At 40.1% G+C, this 287-nt stretch carries 1 protein-coding gene; it reads left to right on the top strand.

Annotated features, from left to right (window positions below):
- Positions 1–287: TonB-dependent receptor domain-containing protein (locus AAEY99_RS21325; RefSeq protein ID WP_351011965.1), on the top strand; the 287-nt coding region annotated here is incomplete at both ends.

Raw genomic sequence — 287 nt, 5'->3', positions numbered from 1 at the left:
ACATTAACCCGTGCGCGTATGGATAAAATGAATGCTAACGTCAATTATAGTTACAGCCAAAATCCTAATGATGGTGTTAACTGGTCTGGTAACTCGGGTAACCCCCAACTTCGACCTTGGTTAGCGCGTCAATATGACATTAGCTATGAAAACTACTTTAGTGATCAAGGTTATTTTTCCTTAGCTGTATTCTATAAAGACCTAGAAACCTATGTTTTTAACGACGACTCTACTTTAGACTTCAGCACGTTTTTACCGCAAAACCCAGGTGACAACCCGATTGGTAG

It is taken from the genome of Shewanella sp. S1-58-MNA-CIBAN-0166 (assembly GCF_040310085.1).
Taxonomy (GTDB): Bacteria; Pseudomonadota; Gammaproteobacteria; order Enterobacterales; family Shewanellaceae; genus Shewanella.
Note: the sequence above shows the minus strand (reverse complement) of the source record. Positions and strands in the feature narration are given on the sequence as shown.